This window comes from Xanthomonas floridensis (assembly GCF_001642575.1).
In the GTDB taxonomy this organism is placed as follows: domain Bacteria; phylum Pseudomonadota; class Gammaproteobacteria; order Xanthomonadales; family Xanthomonadaceae; genus Xanthomonas; species Xanthomonas floridensis.
Map to the genome: position 1 here is coordinate 70,343 of NZ_LXNG01000020.1, position 18,306 is coordinate 88,648.

The 18,306-nt window shown below is 66.0% G+C and carries 18 protein-coding genes and 2 pseudogenes; 15 read left to right on the plus strand and 5 right to left on the minus strand.

The genetic code is table 11. The features are described 5' to 3' along the window. Positions 1-161 precede the first annotated feature (161 nt). From A7D17_RS12630 to hemC, 4 genes are read left to right on the plus strand one after another with little or no spacing between them, the layout of a single operon-like run. Positions 162-830, plus strand: coding sequence for an alpha/beta hydrolase (locus tag A7D17_RS12630; protein WP_064509403.1), 669 nt, complete (start codon positions 162-164; stop codon positions 828-830). A 4-nt stretch (positions 831-834) separates the two neighbouring features. Further along, the gene (locus tag A7D17_RS12635; RefSeq protein WP_064509404.1) at positions 835-1,887 is read left to right on the plus strand and encodes a sensor histidine kinase; all 1,053 of its coding nucleotides are present in this window, start codon (positions 835-837) and stop codon (positions 1,885-1,887) included. 33 nt (positions 1,888-1,920) lie between these two features. Then, positions 1,921-2,658 carry a LytR/AlgR family response regulator transcription factor gene (locus A7D17_RS12640; protein ID WP_064509439.1) on the plus strand — a complete coding sequence of 246 codons (738 nt, stop codon included), beginning with the start codon at positions 1,921-1,923 and terminating at the stop codon, positions 2,656-2,658. A gap of 30 nt (positions 2,659-2,688) precedes the next feature. Then, a complete protein-coding gene (gene hemC, locus A7D17_RS12645) occupies positions 2,689-3,603 on the plus strand; it encodes a hydroxymethylbilane synthase (protein ID WP_064509405.1) in 915 nt (304 codons plus the stop codon). A gap of 325 nt (positions 3,604-3,928) precedes the next feature. Here hemC and A7D17_RS12650 read toward each other — a convergent pair whose 3' ends face one another. Beyond that, entirely contained in the window at positions 3,929-4,735 is an 807-nt protein-coding gene (locus A7D17_RS12650; RefSeq protein ID WP_064509406.1) for a DUF481 domain-containing protein, read from the minus strand. 276 nt (positions 4,736-5,011) lie between these two features. Between A7D17_RS12650 and A7D17_RS12655 the strand changes: the two genes are divergently transcribed. Beyond that, positions 5,012-5,977, plus strand: a complete 966-nt coding sequence (locus A7D17_RS12655) for a helix-turn-helix transcriptional regulator (RefSeq protein WP_029218898.1) — start codon at positions 5,012-5,014, stop codon at positions 5,975-5,977. A 159-nt stretch (positions 5,978-6,136) separates the two neighbouring features. Here A7D17_RS12655 and A7D17_RS12660 read toward each other — a convergent pair. From A7D17_RS12660 to A7D17_RS12670, 3 genes and pseudogenes are all read right to left on the minus strand, one after another. After that, positions 6,137-6,415, minus strand: a pseudogene (locus A7D17_RS12660) (hypothetical protein). Positions 6,416-6,477: 62 nt separating this feature from the next. Continuing rightward, positions 6,478-7,359 (minus strand): hypothetical protein, encoded by an 882-nt coding sequence (locus A7D17_RS12665; RefSeq protein ID WP_064509407.1) that lies wholly within the window; start codon positions 7,357-7,359, stop codon positions 6,478-6,480. Between the two features lie 15 nt (positions 7,360-7,374). Continuing rightward, positions 7,375-7,944 carry a lipocalin family protein gene (locus A7D17_RS12670; protein WP_064509408.1) on the minus strand — a complete coding sequence of 190 codons (570 nt, stop codon included), beginning with the start codon at positions 7,942-7,944 and terminating at the stop codon, positions 7,375-7,377. 307 nt (positions 7,945-8,251) lie between these two features. Between A7D17_RS12670 and A7D17_RS12675 the strand changes: the two genes are divergently transcribed. From A7D17_RS12675 to A7D17_RS24705, 5 genes and pseudogenes are all read left to right on the plus strand, one after another. Continuing rightward, entirely contained in the window at positions 8,252-8,482 is a 231-nt protein-coding gene (locus A7D17_RS12675) for a hypothetical protein (RefSeq protein WP_064509409.1), read from the plus strand. Between the two features lie 23 nt (positions 8,483-8,505). Continuing rightward, positions 8,506-8,817 (plus strand): hypothetical protein, encoded by a 312-nt coding sequence (locus A7D17_RS12680; protein WP_064509410.1) that lies wholly within the window; start codon positions 8,506-8,508, stop codon positions 8,815-8,817. Positions 8,818-8,885: 68 nt separating this feature from the next. Further along, on the plus strand, positions 8,886-10,979 hold the full coding sequence (locus A7D17_RS12685; protein WP_064509411.1) for a prolyl oligopeptidase family serine peptidase: 2,094 nt from the start codon (positions 8,886-8,888) through the stop codon (positions 10,977-10,979). 127 nt (positions 10,980-11,106) lie between these two features. Continuing rightward, on the plus strand, positions 11,107-11,583 hold the full coding sequence (locus A7D17_RS24865) for a hypothetical protein (protein WP_064509412.1): 477 nt from the start codon (positions 11,107-11,109) through the stop codon (positions 11,581-11,583). Positions 11,584-11,922: 339 nt separating this feature from the next. Next, a pseudogene (locus A7D17_RS24705) lies at positions 11,923-12,197 on the plus strand (P-loop NTPase family protein); the annotation flags it as partial. 292 nt (positions 12,198-12,489) lie between these two features. Here the strand turns inward: A7D17_RS24705 and A7D17_RS12700 are convergent. Then, a complete protein-coding gene (locus A7D17_RS12700) occupies positions 12,490-13,674 on the minus strand; it encodes a pyridoxal phosphate-dependent aminotransferase (protein WP_064509413.1) in 1,185 nt (394 codons plus the stop codon). A gap of 109 nt (positions 13,675-13,783) precedes the next feature. Between A7D17_RS12700 and A7D17_RS12705 the strand changes: the two genes are divergently transcribed. The 5 genes from A7D17_RS12705 to A7D17_RS12725 all read left to right on the plus strand — a co-directional run bounded on the left by A7D17_RS12705 (position 13,784) and on the right by A7D17_RS12725 (position 18,281). Further along, entirely contained in the window at positions 13,784-15,898 is a 2,115-nt protein-coding gene (locus A7D17_RS12705) for a S9 family peptidase (protein ID WP_064509414.1), read from the plus strand. A gap of 190 nt (positions 15,899-16,088) precedes the next feature. Beyond that, on the plus strand, positions 16,089-16,487 hold the full coding sequence (locus A7D17_RS12710; RefSeq protein WP_064509415.1) for a YbaN family protein: 399 nt from the start codon (positions 16,089-16,091) through the stop codon (positions 16,485-16,487). Positions 16,488-16,526: 39 nt separating this feature from the next. Beyond that, positions 16,527-16,769, plus strand: a complete 243-nt coding sequence (gene lptM / locus A7D17_RS12715; protein WP_064509416.1) for an LPS translocon maturation chaperone LptM — start codon at positions 16,527-16,529, stop codon at positions 16,767-16,769. Continuing rightward, the gene (gene dapF / locus A7D17_RS12720; RefSeq protein WP_064509417.1) at positions 16,759-17,610 is read left to right on the plus strand and encodes a diaminopimelate epimerase; all 852 of its coding nucleotides are present in this window, start codon (positions 16,759-16,761) and stop codon (positions 17,608-17,610) included. Before lptM ends, dapF begins: the two co-directional genes overlap by 11 nt. Then, positions 17,610-18,281 (plus strand): DUF484 family protein, encoded by a 672-nt coding sequence (locus A7D17_RS12725; RefSeq protein ID WP_064509440.1) that lies wholly within the window; start codon positions 17,610-17,612, stop codon positions 18,279-18,281. The genes dapF and A7D17_RS12725 overlap by 1 nt, the downstream gene beginning before the upstream one ends. Positions 18,282-18,306 lie beyond the last annotated feature (25 nt).

An 18,306-nucleotide genomic window follows, 5' to 3' on the forward strand; every position in this document is an offset into this window, starting at 1 on the left:
ATCCGCTGTTGCCGTAACGACGCACGGCGCAGCAGCTGCCCGGATGGCGATCCCTGGCGCATCCGGCACCCCATCGACGGCAAGGCGCTGCAATCCAACCCCGGCGTGATCAGGCAGGCCCGGCGCGCAAGGCATAATGCCCGGCCCCCGAACGGAGCTGGATGATGCTGGAAGTGATCGAACGCGAGACCGGACCGAACCCGCAATGGACCGTGCTGTGGCTGCATGGCCTGGGGGCCGATGGCAGCGATTTCGCCCCGCTGGTGCCGGAGCTGGTGCGTCCGGACTGGCCGGCGTTGCGCTTCGTGTTCCCGCATGCGCCGATCCGCCCGATCACCATCAACAACGGCGTACGCATGCGCGGGTGGTATGACATCGTGGGCATGGATTTCGCCCAGCGTGCCGACAAGGCCGGCATCGCCGAATCGGTGGCCCAGGTCGAAGCGCTGATTGCCCACGAGCAGCGCCGCGGTACCGCGCCCGAGCGCATCCTGCTGGCCGGCTTCTCGCAGGGCGGCGCGGTGACCCTGGCGGTGGGCCTGCAGCGCAGCGTGCCGCTGGCCGGGCTGATCGCGCTGTCGACCTATCTGCCGGACCCGGCCGCCGCGGCCACCCAGCTGCGGCCGGCCGCCACTGGCCAACCGGTGTTCATGGCCCACGGCAGCGCCGATCCGGTGGTGCCGTTCGCGGCCGGCCAGGCCAGCATGCAGGCCCTGCGCACGCTCGGCTTCGTGCTGGACTGGCACAGCTACCCGATGGGCCATCAGGTCTGTCTGGAAGAGATCGACGCCCTGCGCGACTGGATGCAGGCGCGCTTCGCCGCTGCCTGAGCCCATGGCCGCCAGCGCGCCCCAGATCACCTGGATGCCGGACTTGTGCCGGCTGCCCCGGCTGGGCGCGATGCTGGGGCTGGCCGAGCTGGTGGTGCTGGTGGTGACCCTGGTACCGGACGCCGGCGCGGCGCGCAGCATCACCTTGTCGCGCTTCGTCTCGGCCAGCGGCCTGGCGCTGTGGCTGGCGCTGGCGGTCAGCGTGTTGCTCTGCGTGCTGCGCCCCGCGTTGTCGCGGCTGCCGCCACGGCTGGGCGGGCTGGCCGCGCTGTCGATCGCCGCCGTGGTGGCGATGCTCGGTGCCGGGATCGTGCACGCCCTGTATGCGGCGCTCGACCAGGCCCCGCTGGGTCCGTTGGTGGGATTCTGGCGGTTCACCCTGGGCAGCGCGGCCACCGTGGTGCTGATCACCGCACTGGCGTTGCGCTACTTCTATGTCAGCGACCGCTGGGAAGCGCAGGTGCAGGCCAATGCCCGCGCCGAGGCCGATGCGCTGCAGGCGCGCATCCGCCCGCATTTCCTGTTCAACAGCATGAACCTGATCGCCAGCCTGCTGCGCCGCGACCCGGTCGTGGCCGAGCAGGCGGTGCTGGACCTGTCGGACCTGTTCCGCGCCGCGCTCGGCGCCGGCGAGGGCGTGTCCACGCTGCGCGCCGAATGCGAACTGGCCGAGCGCTACCTGGCCATCGAGTCCTTGCGTCTTGGCGAGCGCCTGCAGGTGCGCTGGCACCGCCAGGAACCGCTGCCGTGGGAGCTGCCGATGCCGCGCCTGGTGCTGCAGCCGCTGGTGGAAAACGCGGTGCTGCACGGGGTCTCGCGCATGCCCGAGGGCGGCACGCTGTACCTGTCGCTGCGCCAGCGCGGCAGCCAGTTGCAGATCCGCATCGTCAACCCCGCTCCGCAACCGGGAACCCAGTTGCCGCTGCTCGCCGGCGCCGGGCATGCGCAGGCCAGCATCTCGCACCGGCTGGCCTTCCAGTTCGGTGCCGGGGCACGGATGGCGGCCAGCTGGGCCGAAGGCTACTATGCCTGCGAGATCACATTGCCGCTGCCGTGAGGGAGAGTCACCGCAGCGTAGGGGGGGATGTCCATGACGGCCACGCAAGTGCGGGTGTTGATCGCCGATGACGAGCCACTGGCGCGCGAGCGCCTGCGCATGCTGCTGGGCGAGCATCCGCAGGTGCAGGTGATTGGCGAGGCCGAGAACGGCCAGCAGGTGCTGCAGCAGTGCGAGCAATGGCACCCGGACCTGGTGCTGCTGGATATCGCCATGCCCGGCGTCGACGGCCTGGAAACCGCGCGGCTGCTGCGCCAGTGCCAGCCGCAACCGGCGGTGGTGTTCTGCACTGCCTACGACCAGCACGCGCTGTCGGCCTTCGATGCCGCCGCGCTGGACTATCTGATGAAGCCGGTGCGCCCGGAACGCCTGGCCGCCGCACTGGAGCGCGTGGCCACCTTCCTGGCCGGGCGCGTGCCCAGCGCCGCGCCGGTGCCGCTGCGCACCCATCTGTGCGCACGCCTGCGTGGCAGCCTGCGGCTGATCGCCATCGGCGATATCCGCTATCTGCAGGCCGAAGAAAAGTACGTCATCGTCCACCACACCCGTGGCGAGGACCTGATCGAAGAGTCGCTCAAGTCGCTGGAAGACGAATTCTCCGACCGCCTGGTGCGCATCCATCGCAACTGCCTGGTGGCCCGCGACGAACTGGTGGAGTTGCGCCGCAGCGGCGATGGCCAGGTGCATGCGGTGTTGCGCAACGTGCCGCAGACCCTGGAAGTGAGCCGTCGCTGCGTGGCCAGCCTGCGCGATCAATTACGTCAACTGTGAGTTCCGCGCCGGCTCCGCGATAATGCCGGCATGACCACGCTCCGTATCGCCACCCGTAAAAGCCCGCTCGCCCTCTGGCAGAGCGAACACGTCGCCGCCGCGCTGCGTCAGCACCATCCCGGACTGGAGGTGGTGCTGGTGCCGATGAGCACCCGCGGCGACGAAGTACTGGACCGCTCGCTGGCGGCGATCGGCGGCAAGGGCCTGTTCCTGAAGGAGCTGGAGCTGGCCATGTTGCGCGGCGAGGCCGACTGCGCGGTGCATTCGCTCAAGGACGTGCCGATGGAACTGGACGATCCGTTCGTGCTGCCGGCCATCCTGACCCGTGGCGATGCCGCCGATGCGCTGGTGTCCAACCTCTATGCCAGCCTGCAGGCATTGCCGCTGGGCGCGCGGGTGGGCACCTCGTCGTTGCGACGGCAGGCGCAGTTGCGCGCCGCGCGCCCGGACCTGGAGCTGATCGACCTGCGCGGCAACGTCAACACGCGCCTGGCCAAGCTCGACAACGGCGGTTACGACGCCATCGTGCTGGCCTGCGCCGGCCTGCAGCGGCTTGGCCTGGACGCACGCATCAGCGCACGGCTGGACGCGCCTGAGTGGCTGCCGGCACCGGCGCAGGGCGCGGTGGCGGTGGAATGCCGCGGCGACGATGCTCGCATCCACAGTCTGCTGGCGGTGCTGGATGCCGGCCGCACGCGTGCCTGCGTGGAAGCCGAGCGCGCCATGAATCGCGCCCTGCACGGCAGCTGCCATGTGCCTGTGGCCGCCTTTGCGCGCTGGGAAGGGCAGGGCCTGTTCCTGCAGGGCATGGTGGGCAGCGCCAGCGACGGTCGCCTGATCCACGCCGATGCGCATGGCAGCGCCGAAGATACCGAAGCGCTTGGCCGCCGCGTTGCGCAAGGGCTGTTCGACAAGGGCGCCGCGCAGCTGCTGGCCGAGCTGTAACGCGCTGCCATCGCGCGGGCTATTGGCCGCTCGGCCCATGCCCGGGCTGTCGTAGGAGCGGAACCGGCCGCGACGGGCGTCCCGCGGAGGAGCGGATTTGACCGCGACAGATGTTCTGTTAGAGCTGTCGCGGCCAGGTCCCCTGCGCCTACCCGGTGCGGTCGTGTCCCCGAACCTGTGGACCGGGGTCGACCATGGTCGACGTATCGCCCTTCGCCTCGCCCCGTCTGCCGCCAGGCCCGCCGTCGCAGCAGCGGACCGGCCGCGACAGGCGTTCCCGGGAGCGCCTGTCGCGGCCGGGGCCGCTCCCGCCCAGCCGGATCGCTTACTTGAAGGTATAGACCAGATTGACCGTGGTCAGCGTATCGGTCTTTTTGTCGCCTTCGCTGACATCGCTGTTGTGACGCATCTGCCAGGCGGCCTTCAACGCGAAATGCGAGTTCATGCTGACCTGCACGCCGAAGTCGTTCTGCGCGTAGGTGTTGTACTCGCCCGATTCCACCAGCAACGTGTTGATCAGATCGGTGTTGTCGGTGACGGTGTACTTCAGGTCGAACAGGCCACGTCCGATCAGGCCGGTCTCGTTGCGGTCGTCTTCGCTGTTGTGCGCGCGGCGGATACCCGGACCCACCTGCGCATCCAGATAGAAGCGCTGCGCATCGATCAGGCGCGTGCCGTAGCCGATACCGAAGGTGGCCAGCCGGTCGTAGGTGGCGAAGTCGTCGTGTTCGTAACGGCCGGTGGCGGTGAGCTGGCGGTGTTCGCCCAACTGCAACGCGCTGCCGGCGCTGCCGGTGTAGCGCTCGGCGGTGGTCTGGCGCTCGCGCGTGGTGCTGCCGTCGTCGTTGGTATTGGTGTATTCGGAGCTGGAACGCAGCGCGGTGGCGTCCAGGCTGTGGATCCAGTCGCCATCGGTGTAGCGCAGGCGGACGCGGCCATTGAGGCTGTCGGTGGTGCTGTTGCCGTGCGCCGAGGCATACCCCAGTTCACCGCTGCTGCCGCTCCAGGGTGAGGGCATCAGCGCAGCGGCAGGGTCAACCGGCGTCGGCGCAACCGCGATCGACTGGGCCCACACGGCGGGCGTGATCAACAGCAACGGCAACAGGGCGGACAACGGGGCACGGCGTGACATGGGCGGCTCGCTTCAGAACGGGGCGGGGAGGGCGGTGGGTGAAAGCGATTTCATGATAACGGACTGTGCGCCCCGTCATGACCAGGTGAACGCCATGCTTCATTGGCGGTTCGGGCGCTGCCCAAATTCCGGGCGGTTGCGTCCGGTAAGAAGTGGCATGTCAGCATCGCTTGCTGCATTGCGCGCTGTACGACCGGGGCGCTGGCTTGGCGCTCGGACGCCGGGCGCAGTGCGCACGCTCACCCCGTCGCGCGAAGAACCGGACATAATCGGCGCATGGACCGCTATGAACGCATCAACTCCCTGCATCGCTTGCTCAAATCGGCACGCTATCCGGTCACGGTGGCGCGGCTGCAGGATGAGCTGAGCTGTTCCCGTGCCACCGTGTACCGCGATCTGGCGTTTCTGCGCGATGCGCTGATGGCGCCGGTGGAAGGCGACGGCGAATCCGGCTTTCGCTATCTGTCCGGCGAAAGCGATCGTTTTGAACTGCCCGGCCTGTGGCTGAGTTCCGAAGAGCTGCACGCGCTGCTGGCCTCGCAGCAACTGCTCGCGCGCACCGGCGGCGGCGTGCTGTCCTCGATGCTGGCGCCGTTGCAGCAGCGCATCGAAGGACTGCTGGCGGCACAGGCCGGGGTGTCGCAGTGGCCGGTGGACCGGGTACGGGTAATTCCGCACCGCGGCCGCAAGCTGGACGAAGCCAGTTTCCGCACCGTGGCCTCCGGCGTGCTGGAGCGCAAGCAGCTGAGCTTCGACTACCGCGCCCGTTCCACCGACGAATCCACCAAGCGCACCGTCTCCCCGCAGCGCATCACCCACTATCGCGACAACTGGTACCTGGATGCCTGGGACCACGGTCGCGATGGCGTACGCAGCTTCGCGGTGGACCGCATCAACCACGCCCGCCTGCTCGATGCAGCACCGCGCGATGTGCCCGACAGCGAGCTGGACGAACAACTCGCCGCCAGCTACGGCATCTTTTCCGGCGCACCCAAGGGCTGGGCGACCATCGTGTTCAGCGCCAAGGCCGCGCGCTGGGTGGCCGACGAGCACTGGCATTCCAAGCAGCAGGGCCGCTTCTTGCCCGACGGCCGCTACGAGCTCAAATTGCCGTACAGCAACTCGCGCGAGCTGCTGATGGACGTGCTGCACTACGGCTCGGATGCGGAAATCGTCGAGCCCATCTCGCTGCGCGAGCAGGCCAAGGCGCTGCTGTCGTTGGCGCTGAGCAACTACGACTGAGCCTTGTAGGCAGTTGAGGTGTTGGGCAGGGCTGCAGTGGCGGCAGACGCGTGCAAGCGTCCGCAAGACGCACCTGGCCTAGTGCGTGGCGATGCGGTCAATGACGCTCAAGGCCTGAAGTAAGCCGAGTTGCGATGCGGGTTCTGCTTTGATGACTTGTTAGGCCCCATCTTGCGCCACGCGCATCTGTTCCGGCTCCAAGCCCAAGGAGTGGGAGTCAACCAAATCCTCACCTTGATGCCACTGCTTCTCTACCTAGGCCTGTCTTTACCGATCTACCTCTTAAACCTCGAACGTTTCGCCGACCGTGGATAGAAGTCGATCTCTCTCCAACTGCGGCAAGAGGCAGACAGTGGACTCGTGGAGATGCGTGACTTGGACAAGCGTACCGACTTGAACTACGAGGCCTGTGCTGTCAGTTGTCGTGTGCTCTGGCATTGAGTCTGACACCTGAGTTAAGCCGACCCGCGAAGCGGGTTCGGCTTGAAGATTGTTAGCCATCAGGCCCAGAAACGCCACCAAGAGCGCTTTTGAGGTTTAAGTTGAAGCCTCGCGGCAGCCAGCAACGCGGTGGAGTTGGTCGCTGAAACAATTGAATCATTAAGCAGCTTGTAGAGGTCCTCAGAAAGATCCTCGTATGTCTTTTGGTCGTCATCGTCAAAGCCGAGATCGTTCCAAGAGCCCATGCCGCCGAACACCCATGATGATTGGGCTGCCGAGAGCAATTGAGCGGCAGTGAGAGGCATGTCAGCTGTCAGCAGGTCATTGTGATGAAGATCGGCGTCAGGCGATGAAGACGCGAGGTCGGATAGGCCAGCCTCAAAAGCATTTGCAAAGCCATCAAGTTTCTGACGATGGGCGAAGGCGGCTATATCAGTTAGGTTCTTGGTTAGGCGCTGTCGAAGGCTCTGCAGGTCGCTAGCAGCGTGAGGCGATGGGGGTTGATTAGCGGCGATGCGGCCGTATGTGACCCGCCAAATCTTTTTATCAGCGCGACTTTGGTCACCTACCTCCCAGCGGCCTTCCCAGTAGTCAGAGCCGTTGGAACCTGTTGTCTCCAACAGCCAACGTCCGCCGCCGCCAACAAACCCAACGCGCATTCGGTCCGTTGCTCCGCTCAAGTTCTGCCCGCGGGGCATGTAAATCATCCGGATTGCATAAACCCCGCTTTCGCGAAGCTCTTCTAGCCATGATGCAGGATCTTGAGCAAAAAGCGTTTCGCTCCAATTCTCGCCGGAGCGCGTTAGGCCAACGAACTTGACGAACTCGCAAAATGTGAGCGTGCTGTGGTCGCCGGGAAACGCGGCAGCTTGCTCTGCGCCGCGGAAATAGGTATTTCCGTGAACGACAAGAGCCACGATCTGCGCAACGGTTCCCTGCATACTTTCCCCTGATGCCTAACGCTTGTTCGGCACCTCAAACCCCAGGCGGTCCACCTGCTCGCGCAACTGCGGCACGCGCTTGAGTTTGTCGGTGTAGATGGAATAGTCGTCGCGCATCTTGTCGACCAGGGTGCGGTACTGCTCGCGGCTCATGTCCGGCTTGCGCGCGAAGATCCAGGCCAGGTCGCGGCCGGGGTAGGAGATCAGCATCCAGGAACCATCCGGAGCGATTTCCAGGATGCGCTGCTTGGCCGGGATCACCTTGTAGAACCACACGCGCCAGTCGCGGTTGCCGCTGTCCGCATCCACCGAGGCACGCGCGCTGACTTCCTTTTCCGGCTCGCCAAAGCCGTCGCGGTACAGATAGCGCACGGCGACCTTGCCGTCTTCCACCAGGGTGTACTCGTCGCGGCTGGTGACGTGCCCGCGCTCCACCGGGTTGGGCATGCGGGCGATCACATACCAGGTGCCCATGATCTTGGACAGATCGATCGCCGGCTCGGTGGTGGATGCGTCCTTGGCATGCGCCACCGGCAGGCCAAGGACGAGCAGGACAGCGAGGGCGATCGTAACGGTCAGGCGCATCGCAACATCACAAAGGGGCAATAGGTGCAGCACACTACCGCATGCAGGGGGCAAGTTCGCGTCAACGGTCGGGTCTGGCGTGTGCGCCAGCGGTGTTCGCGGCCGATCGCTGCTGGCTGCTGGCTGCGACGGGCGACTGGCTGGCGCCGCCATTGCCGCGCGGCGGGTGGGCGGCGCGCATTCGGCCGCCTGGGTGAAGCCGTGGTGCTGCCATACGGGCCGTGTGGCGCTCGCCGCAGCGCCTGCGCACCAACACGCCGCGTGTCCCCGGCCGGGGGGCGCTGCGCATGCGAGGCATTGGAGCGGCATGCCCTGGCCGCTGGCGTCGGTCGACCGCTGCGCTGACGCGGCGTCGCAGACCCATCGCCTGCTGCAACGGTCGCCGCTTGGCGCCACGGGTCGCATCCTGCAAGGCAGTGGGCAGCCCGTCGATCTCCAGCGGACCTTGCGCGGCGGTGACAGTGCGCGCTGCCGCCGTCCTGGCGTCGAGGTCGCAATCGGTGAGATGGGCGCAGGCAATCCTGCCGGCCTGTCCTGACCTTCCAGCCACGGAGTGCCGCCATGTCGCATCGTTCTTCTCCTCGTTCCGAACGTCCCGATCCGCGCGTGCTGCGCCCGGTGCGGCAGATCGCCCTGGCCGGGCTGGCGCTGGTGCTGGTCTGGCCGGCCGCCCGCGGCCATAGCGAATGGATCGGGTGGCTGCCGCTATGGCTGGTCGGCATGCCGATGCTGGCCTGGTGGAGCCTGTACCGGTTTGCGTTACCCACCCTGGCACGGCCCGGCGTGCGCCGCGCGGTGCCGCGCCGGCGTGGCCCACAGGCGCAGCGCCGGCGGGTGACTTCGCGCGCAGCGACACCGGCGCGGGCGGCCTGACCTTCGGCAGGGGAGCGCGGGCGAGCGCTGTGTTAGGTTTTCCGGCATTGGTTTTTCCGGAAAACTACATGCCCAAGTTCGCCTCGATCTGCCTGGTTGCCGGCCTGATCACCGCTGGCGCCGTCTCTGCAGAGGAAACCGCCGTGTCCAACGACCCTTACGCCTGGCTGGAAGATGTCACCGGCACCAAGCCGCTGGACTGGGTCAAGGCCCAGAACGCCAAGACCGAAGCGCGGCTCGCCGTCACCCCGGCGTTCAAGCAGATGGAAACCCGCATCCGCGAGGTGCTGGACTCGGACGCCAAGATTCCCGGCGTACAAAAGATCGGCGAGTACTACTACAACTTCTGGAAGGACAAGCAGCATGAGCGCGGCCTGTGGCGGCGCACCACGCTGGACGAATACCGCAAGGCCTCGCCCAAGTGGGAAACGGTGCTCGACCTGGACGCGCTCAACAAAGCCGAAGACGAGAACTGGGTCTGGCACGGTGCCGACTGCCTGCGCCCGGACTACCAGCGTTGCCTGATCGCGTTGTCGCGTGGCGGCGCCGATGCCGACGTCACCCGTGAATTCGACCTGGGCAGCAAGCAGTGGGTCAAGGACGGCTTCTTCCGTCCCGAGTCCAAGGGCGGGCTGGGCTGGATCGACCAGGACACCGTCTACGTCTTCACCGATTTCGGTGCCGGCAGCATGACCAGCTCCGGCTACCCGCGCGTTGCCAAGCAGTGGAAGCGCGGCACCCCGCTCAGCGCCGCCGCAGTGGTCTACGAAGGCAAGCCGACCGATATGTACATCGCGGCGATGCACGACGACACCCCGGGCTTCGAGCGCGATTTCGTCAGCCGGACGTTGGCCTTCTACAACGACGAGCTGTATCTCAAGGGCGCCGACGGCAAGCTGGTCAAGGTGGACGTGCCCAATTCGGCCAGCAAGTCGGTCAAGCGGCAGTGGCTGACATTGGAGTTGCGCGAGCCGTGGACGGCGGGCGGCAAGACCTACACCGCCGGCTCGCTACTGGCCACGCGTTTTGACGACTTCATGGCCGGCAAGCGCAGCTTCGAAGTGCTGTTCGAACCCACCGACACCACGTCGCTGGCCGGCGTGGCGTGGACCAAGTCGCATCTGGTCTTGAACGTGCTGGAAGACGTCAAGAATCGGCTCAGCGTCATCACCCCATCGCAGGATGGCTGGAAGAAGAGTGCGTTTGTCGGTGCGCCGGCCTTCGGCACTGTCGATGTCAGCGCCGTGGACAGCGACGATAGCGACGCGCTGTGGCTGACCGTCACCGATTACCTGACTCCGACCACGCTGTCGTGGGTGGACATGGGCAGCGCGCCGCAGCCGCTCAAGACCATGCCGGCATTTTTCGACGCCGGCAAGGACACCATCGAGCAGCACTTCGCCACCAGCAAGGACGGCACCCGCGTGCCGTATTTCCTGGTCCGCCCGAAGGCGCTGAAGCTCGATGGCAGCGCGCCGACGCTGCTGTACGGCTACGGCGGTTTCGAGATCTCGATGACGCCGAACTACTCCGGCGCCCTGGGCCGCTCGTGGCTGGAAAAGGGCGGCGTGTACGTGGTGGCCAATATCCGCGGCGGTGGCGAGTACGGCCCGCGCTGGCACCAGGCCGCCCTCAAGCAGAATCGCCACAAGGCCTACGAAGACATGGCCGCGGTGGCCAAGGATCTGGTCGCGCGCAAGATCACCTCGACCAAGCACCTGGGTGTGCAGGGCGGCAGCAACGGTGGCCTGATGACCGGCAATATGCTCACTCAGTATCCGGAGCTGTTCGGTGCGGTGGTAGTGCAGGTGCCGCTGCTGGACATGAAGCGTTACAGCCATCTGCTGGCCGGCGCCTCGTGGATGGCCGAATACGGCGACCCCGATACCGACGATTGGAAATTCATCCAGACCTTCTCGCCGTATCACCTGTTCGATCCGAAGAAGACCTACCCGCCGGTGATCTTCCTGACCTCCACGCGCGACGACCGCGTGCATCCCGGCCACGCCCGCAAGATGGCAGCCAAGATGATCGAGGCCGGCAAGGACGTGACCTACTACGAGAACATCGAAGGCGGCCACGGCGGCGCAGCCAACAACGCGCAGGCCGCGCATATGGCGGCACTGGCCTACAGCTTCCTGTGGGAGCGCCTGGCCGACTGAGCCGCTGGCCACATGCGGCATGATGCGTCGCGCGATACGAGGCCGCTGGCAGTCCGCAGCGGCCTCGTGCCGTTTGAGATCGGCAGGCGAGAACAACAAGCGAGAACAACAAGACGGAGCGCGAGCGATGTTGGTCCTGACGATGGCATTGGCGGTCAGCGGCTGTGTGGCCGAGCACGCGCGCTTTGCATTGCGCGACGATAGCGACGTGCAGGCAGCGTTCCAGCGTGTTGCCAGCGGCCCGCAGTGGCCGGCCCAGCTTGCAGTGCATCTGGTGTCTGCGCGGATCGGGCTGGATGCCTGGTTCCTGCCCTGGAACGGGGGCAGTGACGGCAATCAGCATCTGGCCTCCACCACCGATGTAACTGCGCCCGGATGGCAGCCGCCCGATCCCGACGGCGGGCCGCGTCCGTTGGGCGACATCGACTATCTCGGGACCGATGCGAGCTATCGCATCCTGAGCGAAGTCCCGCGCACAGGCATGCCGGCACCGGCGCACTTCCTGCTGCCCGACCTGGGTGAGGCACTGCGGTATCTCCCCGCGCCAGCCCAGCGGCAGCCTGCGAGGCAATTCTTCGATCTGGTGGGCTGCGCGTCACCGTGAGCCTGCGTTGCGCGCTGTCGCCGTTGCATCCATTCTGCGTGGGGCAGCCAGCGGTCATCGACTGTGTTCTCGCTGAAGGCGCTGGACGTGCGCGCACAACTCCCTGGCTGCCTTCCGCTGCAGTGACCTGATGACACGCGGGCGTGTGGTGTCGCCGCGCAGCAGCAGTACCGCCGCAGCACCGCACGCCCGTGCCAATCGACAACCGCGTCGAGGTCCCGGTGCAGGGCGGTAGGGCGTGAGAAGGCCTTTGGACATGGTGGGAGCGGCGCAATGAACCTGGAGGATCTCGGCCCGCGGATCTGTCTTGTCGGGCCATCCAGTCGCGGTAAATCCACCCTGGCGCGGGCGATCGGGCAGGCACGTGGCTGCGTGCCGGTGCATCTGGACCAGTTGCATCATCTCCCCAATACCGCCTGGATACCGCGGCCCAGCAGGACTTCATGGCGCTCTACGATCGGGCACCCGCCCAGGACCGCTGGGTGATGGAGGGAAACTATCTCGGTTGTCTTCCGCAGCGTCTGGCGCGTGCCATCGGCATCACCGTGTTGGATGTCCCAATCCTCACTCGCCTGTTCCGCTATCTACAGCGCAGCTGGTGTGACCCGCATCGTCAAGGTGCGCCAGACGGCGACAGCAGCCGGGTGAGGTGGGCGATGCTTCGCCATATCGCGATGATCGAACCCGGCAAACAGACCAAGCTCTGGAAACTGGTCGACGCTGCGGCCCTGCCGAAGAGCGTAGTGCCAGGCAGCGCTGCCATCGACGGCTTCTACCGCTCCGAACGGCTGCAGCGCCCAGGATGATGCAGCTGGCCTGGCTGCGGGTGTGCCTTTTGCGATGGACAAGGCCACGCCCGGACATCAAGCGGAACTGCACGCGCACCTGGCCATGCGCGATGGGGGTCTATAAACGCAGCAGCCCGCGCGCAATCCGTTGCACCGCCTGCTCCAGCCGCGGCAGGCTTTGGGTGTAGGCGATACGCACGTGCTGGTTGGCACGGTGGGCACCGAAGTCGATGCCAGGCGTAAACGCAACGTGTTCGGTTTCCAGAAAATGCGCGCAGAACGCCTGGGCATCACTGGAGAACGCACTGATGTCGGCGTAGAGGTAGAACGCGCCTTGCGGTTCGACGGCAATGTCGAAACCCAGCTGGCGCAGCGCCGGCAGCAGATAGTCGCGGCGCTGCTGGAATTCGGCGCGGCGTGCTTCGAAGATGGCAATGCTCTCGGGCGTGAAGCAGGCCAGTGCGGCGTGTTGCGCAATGGTGGAGGCACTGATGTAGAGATTCTGCGCTAGCTTCTCCAGCTCGGGCACCGCGTCCGGCGGCGCGATCAGCCAGCCAAGACGCCAGCCGGTCATACCGAAGTACTTGGAAAAACTGTTCAGCACGAAGGCGCTGTCGTCCACTTCCAGCACGCTGTGCGCGTCCAGGCCATAGGTCAGGCCGTGATAGATCTCATCCACCACCAGATGCCCGCCGCGGGCATGCAACGCATGGGACAGCCCAGCCAGTTGTTCGCGCGACAACACGCTGCCGGTGGGATTGGCCGGCGAGGCGACCAGCGCGCCGACGCTGTCGGTGTTCCAACACGCGTCCACCAGTGCCGGGGTCAGCTGGTAATCGCTGTCTGGCCCGACCGGCACCAGCTGCGCGGCACCTTCGACCAGGCGCAGGAAGTGGCGATTGCACGGATACCCGGGGTCGGCAAGCAGCCAGTGCCTGCCCGGGTCCACCAGCAGGCTGCTGGCCAACAGCAGCGCACCGGAGCCGCCGGGCGTGACCAGGATCCGCTCCGGGTCGACGCTGCGGCCGTAGCGCTGCGCATAAAACCCGGCAATCGCATCGCGCAGTGCCGGTAGCCCACGTGCGGCGGTGTAGCGGGTATGGCCGGCAGCCAATGCGGCTTGCCCGGCGGCCACGATCGGCGCGGCGGTGGTGAAGTCGGGTTCGCCGATTTCCAGATGGATCACATCGTGTCCGGCCTGCTCCAGCGCGTTGGCACGCGCCAACAGCGACATCACATGGAACGGGGCGATGTCCTGGCTGCGGCGGCTATATCCGCTGGGGGGCAAAAGCGGGGAATCCATGACGAAGATGATAGACCAGCATGACCTAGGACACATGACGCTCGGCGACGGGCTCTTCCACACTCGGGCGCTGGGATGGCATTGCGTTCATCCAACGGACCCCAATCTGATGAAGCCTGTCCTGACCTTGTTGATCGCCAGCCTGATGACCACATCCGCTTCCCCCGCCTTTGCCGCTCTCCCGACGCCGCCGGATGTCGCCAGGCATCCGCATGTGGTCAAGGCGCCGTTCGGTGCCACCCGCAACGACGACTATTACTGGCTGCGCGACGACAAGCGGCAAGACAAGGCGATGCTGGCCTATCTCACTGCCGAAAACGCCTACACCGACACCGTGATGGCGCCGCTCAAGTCGCTCGAGGACACGCTCTATAACGAGATCGTGGGGCGTATCAAGCCGGACGACGCCAGCGTGCCATACCGCGAGCGCGGCTATTGGTATTACGCCCGCTTCGAAGCGGGCAAGGACTATCCGATCCAGGCGCGCCGCAAAGGCAGCATGGAGGCGCCGGAAGAGATCCTGCTGGACGTCAACCAGATGGCGCAGGACAAGGGGTATTTCAGCGTCGGTGAGTCGGAGGTCAGTCAGGATAACCGCATCCTGGCCTGGGCCGACGATGCGATCGGCCGCCGCCAGTACACGATCCGTTTCAAGAACCTGGAGACCGGCGAACTCTATCCCGACACGGTGGAAGGCGTGTCCCCGAACATGGTCTGGGCCGACGACAACAAGACGCTGTTCTATGTCGAAAACGATCCGGAAACACTGCTCACCGTGCGCGTGAAAAAGCACGTGCTCGGCACGCCTTCCAGGGACGACGTGCTGGTCTACGAAGAAAAAGACGACAGCTTCTACATGGGCGTGGGGCGCACCCGCGACGACAAGTACATCACCATCGGCGTGGAAAGCACGGTGTCCTCGGAGACCCGTTATACCTCCGCCGCCAAGCCGGGCACGTTCAAGGTGCTGGCCAAGCGCAAGCGCGACGTGGAATACCAAGCCGACCATTTCGATGGCCGCTGGGTGATCCGCACCAATGCCGACGGTGCCAAGAACTTCAAGCTGGTGACCGCGCCGACCGATGCGACCACCCGCAAGCAGTGGACCGATTGGGTCGCGCACGATGACAGCGTGTACATCGAGAATTTCGAGCTGTTCGACGGATTCACCGCCATCGAAGAACGCTCCGGCGGACTGGAGTGCGTGCGTCTGCTCAAGCGCGATGGCAGCCATGAGTACGTCAAGGCCGAGGAACCCGCCTATTCGATGGGCCTGGCGGTCAACTCGGAGCCGGACACCGCGTGGCTGCGCTACAGCTACACCTCGTTGACCACGCCGGCCACCACTTACGAACTCAATACCCAGACCGGCGAACGCAAGACGCTCAAGCAGCAGCCGGTGATCGGCTACGACCCCACCAAGTACGTCACCGAGCGGGTGTGGGTGACGGCGCGCGACGGGGTCAAGGTGCCGGTGTCGCTGGTGTACGCGCAAGGCTTCAAGAAGGATGGCTCGGCGGCGCTGTTTCAATACGCCTACGGCAGCTACGGCATGTCGATGGATCCGGCGTTCAACCTGCCCGCCATCAGCCTGCTGGACCGTGGCGTGGTGTATGCCATCGCGCACATCCGCGGCGGCCAGGAAATGGGCCGCCAGTGGTACGACGACGGCAAGCTGCTGCACAAGAAGAACACCTTCACCGATTTCGTCGATGTCACTCGCGGCCTGGTGGCACAGGGCTATGCCTCCAAGGACCGCGTGGCGGCCTCTGGCGGCAGCGCCGGCGGCCTGTTGATGGGTGCGGTGGCCAACATGGCGCCGCAGGACTACCGCGTGCTGGTGGCGCAGGTGCCATTCGTCGATGTGGTCACCACCATGCTGGATGCCAGCATTCCGCTGACCACCAACGAATACGACGAGTGGGGCAACCCGGAAGACAAGGACTATTACGACTACATGCTGTCGTACTCGCCATACGACAACGTGCGCAAACAGGCGTATCCGGCGATGTTCGTCGGCACCGGCCTGTGGGATTCGCAGGTGCAGTACTGGGAGCCGGCCAAGTGGGTGGCCAAGCTGCGCGATGACAACACCGGCAAGTATCCGATCGTGTTCCGCACCAACATGGAAGCCGGCCATGGCGGCAAATCCGGCCGGTTCCGGCGCTACCGCGAGCTGGCCGAGTCGTACGCCTTTGTGCTGGACCAGCTTGGGGTGAAGTAGCTCAAGGGCCGGGAGTCGGGATTGGGGATTTGGGATTGGGGATTGGTAAGGCAGGTCTTCCATCCCTGCATGCAGACGTCGCCTCATCCGCCCTTCGGTCACCGTCTCCCCCATGAAGAAGGACAATGTCCCGGTGGGATAAAGGGGATGTCCAGACCATCTCGGTGCCTGCTGGTCGTATCATTTGCGCATGACGCGACCGAACCGATTTCGCTGGGCCTGGTGGTTACTGGCGTATGCCAGCCTGGCGACCGGCATTGTCGGAATCTTCGTGCCCGGCTTGCCGACCACCGTGTTCATCCTGATCTCGGCCTGGGCCGCCTCGCGCGGGTCCGAACGCCTGCATCGCTGGTTGCTGTCGCACCCGCGCTTTGGCCCCGCCATCGTGGAATGGCAGACCTATCGGGCAGTCAGTCGCAAGGCCAAGTGGATGGCCACGCTGACCATGACCGTCTGCGCCGGCATCATGCTGTGGTGCGTGCCGGTGCTGTGGGTGAAGTGCCTGTCGATCGGCAGCATGGCGGTGGTGGCGATCTGGTTGTGGTTGCGTCCGGAACCGCCGCCGCGCACGCTGCCCGCACCGCACTGAGCGCACGGCAGTCAGGGTGTTCTGGCTATACTCGGGGCCATGAGCCTCATGTCCCGACCTTCCGTTCGTCTCGCACTGGTTGGTGCGACCTTTGTCCTGCTTGCCGGCTGCGGCAACAAGGGCCCGCTGGTGATGCCGCAGAAGCCGGTGCCGGTGGAAGCCCAGCCCGTGCCGCAACCGCCGGATGCGCCGCAACCGCTGGACGAGTCCACGCCCGCGCAGACCGAGACGCCGCCTGCCTCCACCACCGACCAGCCCGCTAGCAGCGGCAATGAGCGCTGACGGCCGCACCGGACGCCTGCGTTTCACCAAAATGCATGGTGCCGGCAACGATTTCGTGGTGCTGGACCTGCGCGACGGCTCGCCGCCGCCAGATGCCGCGCTGGCGGCTCGCCTGGCGGACCGGCATTTTGGCGTGGGCTGCGATCAGATCCTGACCATCGAAGCCCCGAGCAGCGATGGCGCCGTGGCTGCCTACGGCATCTGGAATTCCGATGGTTCGGCGGCCCGCCAGTGCGGCAACGGTGCGCGCTGCGTCGCAGCCTGGCTGGTGCGCGACGGCACTGCGCAAGGCGATCGCTTCATCATCGACAGCCCGGTCACCGCGCATGCGGTGGAGCGGGTGGACGCGGATACCTACGCGGTGGCGATGGGCGTGCCGCAGTTCGAACCGGCGCAGATTCCGCTGGCCGGCTTTGCGCACGCGCGCGAGGAATACGCGCTGCCGGTGCACGGCGAGACGGTGCGCTTTGGCGCAGTGTCCATGGGCAACCCGCATGCCGTGCTGGAGGTTGGTCGCGTGGAGGCCGCGCCGGTGGAACGTGTCGGCAGCCTGTTGCAGCAGAACGCCGCGTTCCCCGATTCGGTCAACGTGGCCTTTGCCCAGGTCGTGGACCCTGCGCATCTCCAGTTGCGCGTGTTCGAGCGCGGTGTCGGCGAGACGCTGGCCTGCGGCAGCGGCGCCTGCGCGGCGGCGGTGGTGCTGATGCAGCGCGGCCGCGTGGAGCGCGATGTTCGCGTGTCGCTGCCGGGCGGTGAGCTGCGGATCCGCTGGCCCGGCGACGGGCAGGAGGTGGTGATGTCCGGTCCGGCCGTGTTCGTCTTCGATGGAGAATGGATCTGATGAGCGACACCACCGACAAGCTGGGCGCACACGATGTGGCGACATGGTTGCGCCGTCATCCCACCTTCCTCAAGCAATTTCCGGATCTGGCGGTCAGCCTGCTGGTGCCGCGTGACGATGGCCCCACCGCCTCGCTGGCGACCTACCAACTGGAAGTGTTGCGCGACAAGAACCGCGAGCTGTCGCGGCGGCTGCACGAGCTGGGCAGCAATGCCCAGGTCAACGAGCGGCTGGCGGTGCGCACCCATCAGCTGACGCTGGCGCTGATGCGCCAACGCACCGCGGCCGAGACGCTGAAGGCCATGGCCGCTTCGCTGGCGGAAGATTTCAATGGCGATCTGGTGCGGCTGGTGCTGCTGACGCCGGTGGCTGGTCTGCAGGCCGACTGGTTGCAGACCATCGCCGCCGACGATGCACGCCTGGCGCCCTTCCGCGACTGCCTGAGCGATGGTGAGCCGATCTGCGGCCGCCTGCAGGCCGACAAGCACGCGCTGCTATATGGCGAGCAGGCCGGCGAGGTGCAGTCCACTGCCTTGCTGCCGCTGCCCGGCATCGGCTTGATCGCGGTCGGCAGCCACGACGCCAACCGCTTCTATCCCGGCATGGGGACCTTGTTCCTGCGCATGATGGGCGAGTCGCTGAGCGTGGCGTTGCAGCGCTTCGACGCGTGATGGCGGTGGCGTGGCAACGGATGGG

Excerpts from the sequence above, each read along its gene's own strand:
- A7D17_RS12680 (WP_064509410.1), top strand. The coding sequence starts at position 8,506 with ATGTCGCATCGTTCTTCTCCTCGTTCCGAACGTCCCGATCCGCGCGTG.
- A7D17_RS12655 (WP_029218898.1), top strand. The coding sequence starts at position 5,012 with ATGGACCGCTATGAACGCATCAACTCCCTGCATCGCTTGCTCAAATCG.
- A7D17_RS12650 (WP_064509406.1), bottom strand. The coding sequence starts at position 4,735 with ATGTCACGCCGTGCCCCGTTGTCCGCCCTGTTGCCGTTGCTGTTGATC.
- A7D17_RS12700 (WP_064509413.1), bottom strand. The coding sequence starts at position 13,674 with ATGGATTCCCCGCTTTTGCCCCCCAGCGGATATAGCCGCCGCAGCCAG.
- dapF (WP_064509417.1), top strand. The coding sequence starts at position 16,759 with ATGAGCGCTGACGGCCGCACCGGACGCCTGCGTTTCACCAAAATGCAT.
- A7D17_RS12630 (WP_064509403.1), top strand. The coding sequence starts at position 162 with ATGATGCTGGAAGTGATCGAACGCGAGACCGGACCGAACCCGCAATGG.
- A7D17_RS12685 (WP_064509411.1), top strand. The coding sequence starts at position 8,886 with ATGCCCAAGTTCGCCTCGATCTGCCTGGTTGCCGGCCTGATCACCGCT.
- lptM (WP_064509416.1), top strand. The coding sequence starts at position 16,527 with ATGAGCCTCATGTCCCGACCTTCCGTTCGTCTCGCACTGGTTGGTGCG.
- hemC (WP_064509405.1), top strand. The coding sequence starts at position 2,689 with ATGACCACGCTCCGTATCGCCACCCGTAAAAGCCCGCTCGCCCTCTGG.
- A7D17_RS12640 (WP_064509439.1), top strand. The coding sequence starts at position 1,921 with ATGACGGCCACGCAAGTGCGGGTGTTGATCGCCGATGACGAGCCACTG.
- A7D17_RS12705 (WP_064509414.1), top strand. The coding sequence starts at position 13,784 with ATGAAGCCTGTCCTGACCTTGTTGATCGCCAGCCTGATGACCACATCC.
- A7D17_RS12670 (WP_064509408.1), bottom strand. The coding sequence starts at position 7,944 with ATGCGCCTGACCGTTACGATCGCCCTCGCTGTCCTGCTCGTCCTTGGC.
- A7D17_RS12675 (WP_064509409.1), top strand. The coding sequence starts at position 8,252 with ATGCCCTGGCCGCTGGCGTCGGTCGACCGCTGCGCTGACGCGGCGTCG.
- A7D17_RS12635 (WP_064509404.1), top strand. The coding sequence starts at position 835 with ATGGCCGCCAGCGCGCCCCAGATCACCTGGATGCCGGACTTGTGCCGG.
- A7D17_RS24865 (WP_064509412.1), top strand. The coding sequence starts at position 11,107 with ATGTTGGTCCTGACGATGGCATTGGCGGTCAGCGGCTGTGTGGCCGAG.
- A7D17_RS12665 (WP_064509407.1), bottom strand. The coding sequence starts at position 7,359 with ATGCAGGGAACCGTTGCGCAGATCGTGGCTCTTGTCGTTCACGGAAAT.
- A7D17_RS12725 (WP_064509440.1), top strand. The coding sequence starts at position 17,610 with ATGAGCGACACCACCGACAAGCTGGGCGCACACGATGTGGCGACATGG.
- A7D17_RS12710 (WP_064509415.1), top strand. The coding sequence starts at position 16,089 with ATGACGCGACCGAACCGATTTCGCTGGGCCTGGTGGTTACTGGCGTAT.